We start from the raw sequence: 5,961 nt of genomic DNA on the forward strand, positions 1-5,961 counted from the left end.
CGGCCTTTAGCGGCTGGCACTCTCTCCTCATGCGCGTTTTCAGCGGCACGCTCAAGAGTCTGCAGCGAGGCTCTGCGACAGATTGAAGACCAAGGATTGCCCGGGATCGAGCTCGGAGCTGTGTTCGCGGTAAGCGATGCGAATCGGCGCCGCCACCCCAGCACGGCTCGAGACTTTCAGGCGAGCCTTGCTCACCTCGACGTCGAGCGTGTGACGGCGGTATTGCAGCGTTGCCTGCATCTCATCAACCTCGTCCGGCAAGCGCGGGTTGAACCTTAGGACTCCGTCCCGCATTTCGATGCCTGTGTAGCAGCGCTGCATAAGATCCACGGTTCCCGCCATGGCGCCAAGATGGATGCCCTCGCTTACGGTGCCGTGCTGAAGGTTTTCCACGTCATTGGCGAGTGCTCTCAGAGCAAGCTGCCACGACCTTTCGCGGTCGGCGCGTGCTAGAACCCAGGCATGGGTCATCCAGCTCAGGCTCGAGCCGTGGGACGTGCGTTCAACGTAGTAGTGAATGTTCTTAGGGATCTGATCCGGCGTAAACGCATAGCCCAAACGATCAAAGGTTTCTTCGATCTCCTCACGGCTAAAAAGATAAAATAGCATCAGCACGTCCGCCTGCTTCGAGATCTTGAAGCGGTTGAGATCCTCTCCCTCTTTCTCAAGGATACGATCAAGCCGCTGGAGGCTGCCGTATCGTTTACGATAGCCGTTCAAGTCAAACTCCTCGAGATCAGCATAGCCTTCAAATTGGCTAATGATGCCGTCGTCTTGCAGTGGGATGAAAAGATTGCAGCCAATGTCCCGCCAAAGATCGAATTCTTCATCCTTCAGACCGAGGCGCTCGCAAAGCCGTTGTCGTTTGGCGCTGGGGATTCGGTCGAGCACGTCAAAGGCGCGCGCCATGAGCCAGGCGACCATGACGTTCGTGTACGCATTATTGTTGATACCAACAGGTGCAGAAGGATCCGCCGTCGGATAGGCCGTGTGAAACTCGTCTGGTCCCATCACGCCGTCGATCTCGTAGCGACCATCTTTCCGACGTCTTGCGAGGCTCGACCAAAACCGGGCAATCTCAAAAAAGAGCTCCGCCCCGTAGTTGGTAAGGAAGTCGGCGTCGCCGGTGGCTTCGTAGTATTGCCAGATATTATAGCAAATGGCGGCGCCGATATGCCGCTGCCGCCAGGAGACATCGGCGATCCATCGTCCCGACATCGGGTTGAGGTGGATCTGCTGACTTTCCTCCCGACCGTTGGACCCGCTTTGCCAGGGGAACATAGCTCCTTTGAAGCCAGCTTCGCGCGCTGCGCTGCGCGCTTCGCGAAGCCGTCTATAGCGGTATAGGAGTAGCGCGCGCGTTACGCGGGGCATACGCAAATTGATGTATGGAAAAATGAAGAGTTCGTCCCACATGATATGGCCGCGATAGGACTCCCCATGCCACCCACGCGGCGGTACGCCGACATCTGCACCGACGGAATGGTGCACCGTCTGCAACAAGTGAAAAACGTGCAGTCTTAGCCTCAGTTGCGCCGCCCCGTTGCCGGTCTTGATCTGAATATCGCACTGTTCCCAGATCTGCCGCCAAGCGCGACTGTGCGAATGCAGAAGGTCGGCCATCCGGTTGGCGCTTTTAACGAGCGTCACCGCTTCTGCCAGTGGCTCCGTGATGGCGTGGTCCTTGGAATTGAAGTAGGCGGCGATCTTCTCGACATGTATTGGGCAACCCTCGCGCGCCTGAAGCCGGTAAATTGCGCAGACCTCGTCAGTACCGTTCTCAACCTGCGTCGGCGTAATTGCTTCGCCTTCTATTTCGACAAGGTTACGCGTTGCCAGCGCAATCTCCCGACGTGACTGCACCATCCGGCTGCGGAGCCATAACACAGACCCTTCAGCCGTGCCGCGATCGAGAGTTTCCAAGTGCTGGCCGTTGAGTGCGCGATAGCGTGGGACACCGGCATTGGTCACGGCGCCATCGACGCTGAGGCGTAGTGTCATAGGCCCAGACCAGTTCTCCGGTAGAATCGTCACGGAGAGCGCGGCGAGGTGCTGATTGTCCATGGAGACGATCCGCTTTTCCTCCCACCGTGTCACCTGGCCCTTATCGTTCCGAAAGCGAAAGGTTCGCGTCAGGATTCCGGCTCGTAAGTCCAGCGCCTGGCGATAGTCGAGGAACACAATACGGTCCGGTTTCAGCCAATCGTCATTGTTGCCTATCTGTAAGTTGAGAGGCAGCCAGTTCGGCAAATTTACGAGGTCTTCATTCTCGATCTGCTGGCCTGCAACATCCGTCGCAAGGCGGTTGTAGCCACCAGACAAATACGTACCCGGATAGTGCTTGTCACCGGCGCGTGCGTCAGGTGCGGCTGCGCGCGATACCATATAGCCGTTCCCAAGCGCACACAGCACCTCACGCGCGCCCTCATTGTCTGCATCGTAGTCTTCGTAAGATAGGACCCAGTCGTTGCTCATTGTCGCACATCATCGGAATCGAGGGGACAGAGAGCGAGCACGTCGACGAGATCGCGGGTGACGAAATCGGCTCCTGCAGCGTGCAAAGCAAGAGCGTGGCTATTGTCAGTCGGGGGTTCTCGGTCGATTCCGACGACATGCCTGAAGGCCCCCCGTGCGGCGGCCTCGACACCGGAAACGGCATCTTCAACGACGATGGCTTTGGCCGGCGGGGTACCAAGCCGCGCAACCGTTTCAAGTAGCACGGCAGGATCGGGCTTGGGCGGAAGGGCAAGCCGTGCCGCGTCGACACCATCCACCTTGGCGTCGAACAAATCGGCAATACCAGCGCTTTTGAGCGCCCGGTCGCAGTTTCGGCTGGACGAGAAAATGCCAATCTTGATGCCGCGCCGCTTCAGCGACCCGATCAAGTCAAGCGCGTCGGAGTAGGTTGGGACTTCATTCGCATCCAGCCACCCCAGGTAGCGCTTATTCTTGAGGTTGGCGAGCCCATGCATGGTTCTGTAATCGACGTCGGTTGGCGCCCCCTCAGGCAACTCTATGTCACGCGAGATGAGAAAGCGCCGTATCCCCTCGAGACGTGGGACGCCGTCGACATGGGTGAAGTAGTCGTGAAGGCTAAAAGGCACAAAGCTCTTTCCAGATGGTGTGTGAGTACGAAGAAAGCCATCGAAGACTTCCCGCCAAGCAGCGAAGTGCGCGCGCATGGTGCAGGTTACAACCCCATCCAAGTCGAAGATCACCGCCTGGATTTCCTGATCATTGCTGCCCGCCATATTTTGATCCAGTCGAATGCATGTGCGCCAACGCAACCCTCAACTTCCTTGCGTCTGTAGCACGAAGCGGCCCGCAGACAAGATGCCAACACCTTAAGCGCATCAGGTATGCCGCAACTCCGCGATCGCTTTGACACGCATCAAATGGGGCCGAGCGTTTGCGACGTGAAATGAGGCGACCGGCACCAAGACATCTCCTCCGTTGCCTTTTAATTCAAGCAGCTCAGACTAAGCGTTCGTGCATAGATAGCCTCTAGGCTGGAAGGCGCAGTGACTTCCCGTCCGCAATCCGCTGTTGTGCTATGAGAATACTGGATAAGCGAACTCTCGAACGGCAGTCTTTTGGAACAGGCCAAGATCGTCGAATTCATGTCCCAGGCCGGAGCTTACGCTCCTGCTCCTGCGGTCATCGATCGCATCGAGACCCATGCGTCTTTCGTGTTTCTTGCAGGTGATTTTGCATACAAGCTCAAACGCGCCGTGAAGCTTCCGTTTCTCGATTTTTCGACCCTCGAGAAGCGACACTGGGCGTGCCTCAACGAACTTCGTCTGAACGCCAGAACAGCACCACAGCTCTACTTGGAGATTGTCCCCGTTGTGGTCGACGTCAACGGGAATTTGTGTCTGCGGGGCAGCGGTAAGCCAGTCGATTGGGTCCTCGTTATGCGTCGCTTCGATCAGAAGGACCTTTATGACCGAATGGCTTGCGAAGGCCGCCTTAAGATCGAGTCAATGCACCAACTCGCCGCTGAGGTCCACGCTCTTCATCGCGCAGCGGATCGCACTCTCACAACCGATCAGGGTATTGTGCCGCTCGAGAAAATCATCTCCGAGCACGAAGATGTCCTGAAGCAAGTGACTAGCGATGTCTTGCCGCGAGCCTCAGCTGACGCGCTAGCGCGGCGGACGCGCGCAGCTATGGGTGAGCTCCGTTCGGTCTTGAGGTACCGGGCAAACACGGGCTTCGTTCGCCATTGCCATGGCGACCTCCACCTCGGAAACATCGTCGAGATCAAGGAACAACCAGTGCTGTTTGATGCACTTGAGTTCAACGACAGCCTAGCGACCGTTGATGTGCTCTATGATCTGAGCTTCCTGCTGATGGATCTCGGCAAGCATGGCCTCGAAGCCCACGCCAACTATGTCCTAAACAGCTATCTTGACCAAAGCGAAACTGCGAACCTCATAGGCCTCGCTACACTGCCTTTGTTCCTCTCCTTGCGCGCGGTGATCAGAGCCAAGATAGCCCTCTTGCGCGCCGAACAAGCTTCACCCGAGCGCGCCGGCAAACCACGCGACCAAGCACGCGATTTCTTTGACCTGGCAAGCCGTTTCCTTGCGCCTGACTCGCCAAAGCTGATCGCCGTCAGTGGACTTTCCGGGAGTGGTAAATCGACGATTGCCCGTGCGATCGCTCATCAGATCGGGGGATTTCCAGGCGCGGTGATTGTGCGCAGCGATGTCGAGCGCAAGCGACTGTTCGGCGTGGACCTACATACAACGTTGCCACAGAGGGCTTACACACCTGAAGTTTCTGAAATCGTTTATGCGCTTTGCCGAAAGCGCGCCCGCTTCGTCCTCGAAGGCGGGCGATCGGTAATTGTCGACGCCGTTCATGCAAAACCGGAGGAGCGCGAGGCGATCGCCGCCGTTGCTGCAGAATGCGGTGCTGCGTTCAAAGGGCTTTGGTTCGACTTGTCGGCCGATCTCCTGCAAGCGCGCGTCGCGAACCGCGTTGGCGATGTCTCTGATGCAACTCCCTCTGTGGTATGTGAGCAGCTTTCATACGACGTCGGATCAATTGAGTTCGAACGTATCGGTACTTGCGGTTCGGTCACGGAGGCCGCTCAGCGCTGCCTTGAGCGCATTCGCGATGCATCCTCCTAAGACATGCCCTGGCATCCTGACTAACAGAGTGAGGTCGACACAAATCGCTTTCGGGCGCCACTATCAAGGCCTCGTCGACGTCCACTTAGAAACAGAAGCTGCCATGATGCCGACCAGAGAGCATGTCCGGTTACTTCCTCTAAGCCGACATCGCCATACGCGAGATTAGGGCCGGACGGGTTCCAGGATGGGACAAATAGTTGAACACTCGGTTCTTCAGTCACTGAGTTGGAATACCAACGGTTCCGGTTCGGCTATCGAGGAAAAGCCAGAGATCTGGCGGGTAGAATGTGAAAAGGCTGTAGGCCGCGAGCTGTACGAAAAGCAGCGCCAAGGCTAGCCGCGCGAGTTCGCGGTTGTTGACCCTACGGATAATCAAAAGAGCAGACGCTACCTGTCCGATAAATACTGCCAGCGCAAATGTCCCGATATCGAGGATAAAAATGTTGCGGCCGAGAATGTGGGTGTACGACACGAAGATCCCGACGATCAGGCACGCGGTGAGTAGCAGTGTGATGCCCTTGATCGAGAGGTTTTCGGACACTGATACACCCACAGCCCGGAATGTAACGGCCGCCCATAAAAGTCCTGGCCAGAAAGCTAGCTTGAGGTGTTCCCATATGGACTCGTTGACCGCAGCAAACACAGCAATCGGCCACCAGCGGTTTGTCCAATCGAATGCGAAATGCAGCGCCGACCCCGCGACAACAATGAATATCGCCCCGGCGATCTCCCAGCGAAATACGGTAGGTGCCTGAGGCGTCATGTCAAACCCAGTATCACGTTGGGCGCGCCACTCAGAGCCTTCGAGTTGAGCTTCGAT

General features: G+C 57.1%; 4 protein-coding genes. 1 reads left to right on the top strand and 3 read right to left on the bottom strand.

The annotated features are described in order from the left end of the window. Positions 1–51: 51 nt before the first annotated feature. Together AC33YF_RS12480 and AC33YF_RS12485 are read right to left on the bottom strand one after the other, a co-directional pair. A complete protein-coding gene (locus tag AC33YF_RS12480) occupies positions 52–2,475 on the bottom strand; it encodes a glycoside hydrolase family 65 protein (RefSeq protein ID WP_491777534.1) in 2,424 nt (807 codons plus the stop codon). Beyond that, complete coding sequence (locus AC33YF_RS12485; protein WP_491777535.1) at positions 2,472–3,251, bottom strand: HAD family hydrolase; 780 nt, start codon at positions 3,249–3,251, stop codon at positions 2,472–2,474. Before AC33YF_RS12485 ends, AC33YF_RS12480 begins: the two co-directional genes overlap by 4 nt. Positions 3,252–3,620: 369 nt before the next feature. Here AC33YF_RS12485 and AC33YF_RS12490 point away from each other — a divergent pair, with 369 nt between their 5' ends. Next, positions 3,621–5,138: a bifunctional aminoglycoside phosphotransferase/ATP-binding protein gene (locus tag AC33YF_RS12490; protein WP_491777536.1), complete on the top strand. Its 1,518-nt coding sequence runs from the start codon at positions 3,621–3,623 to the stop codon at positions 5,136–5,138. A 220-nt stretch (positions 5,139–5,358) separates the two neighbouring features. On the opposite strand, the gene AC33YF_RS12495 is transcribed toward AC33YF_RS12490, so the two are convergent. Beyond that, on the bottom strand, positions 5,359–5,961 hold a 603-nt coding region (locus AC33YF_RS12495), incomplete at its 5' end, for a DUF6512 family protein (protein WP_491777537.1).

Source organism: Methyloceanibacter sp. (assembly GCF_058506495.1).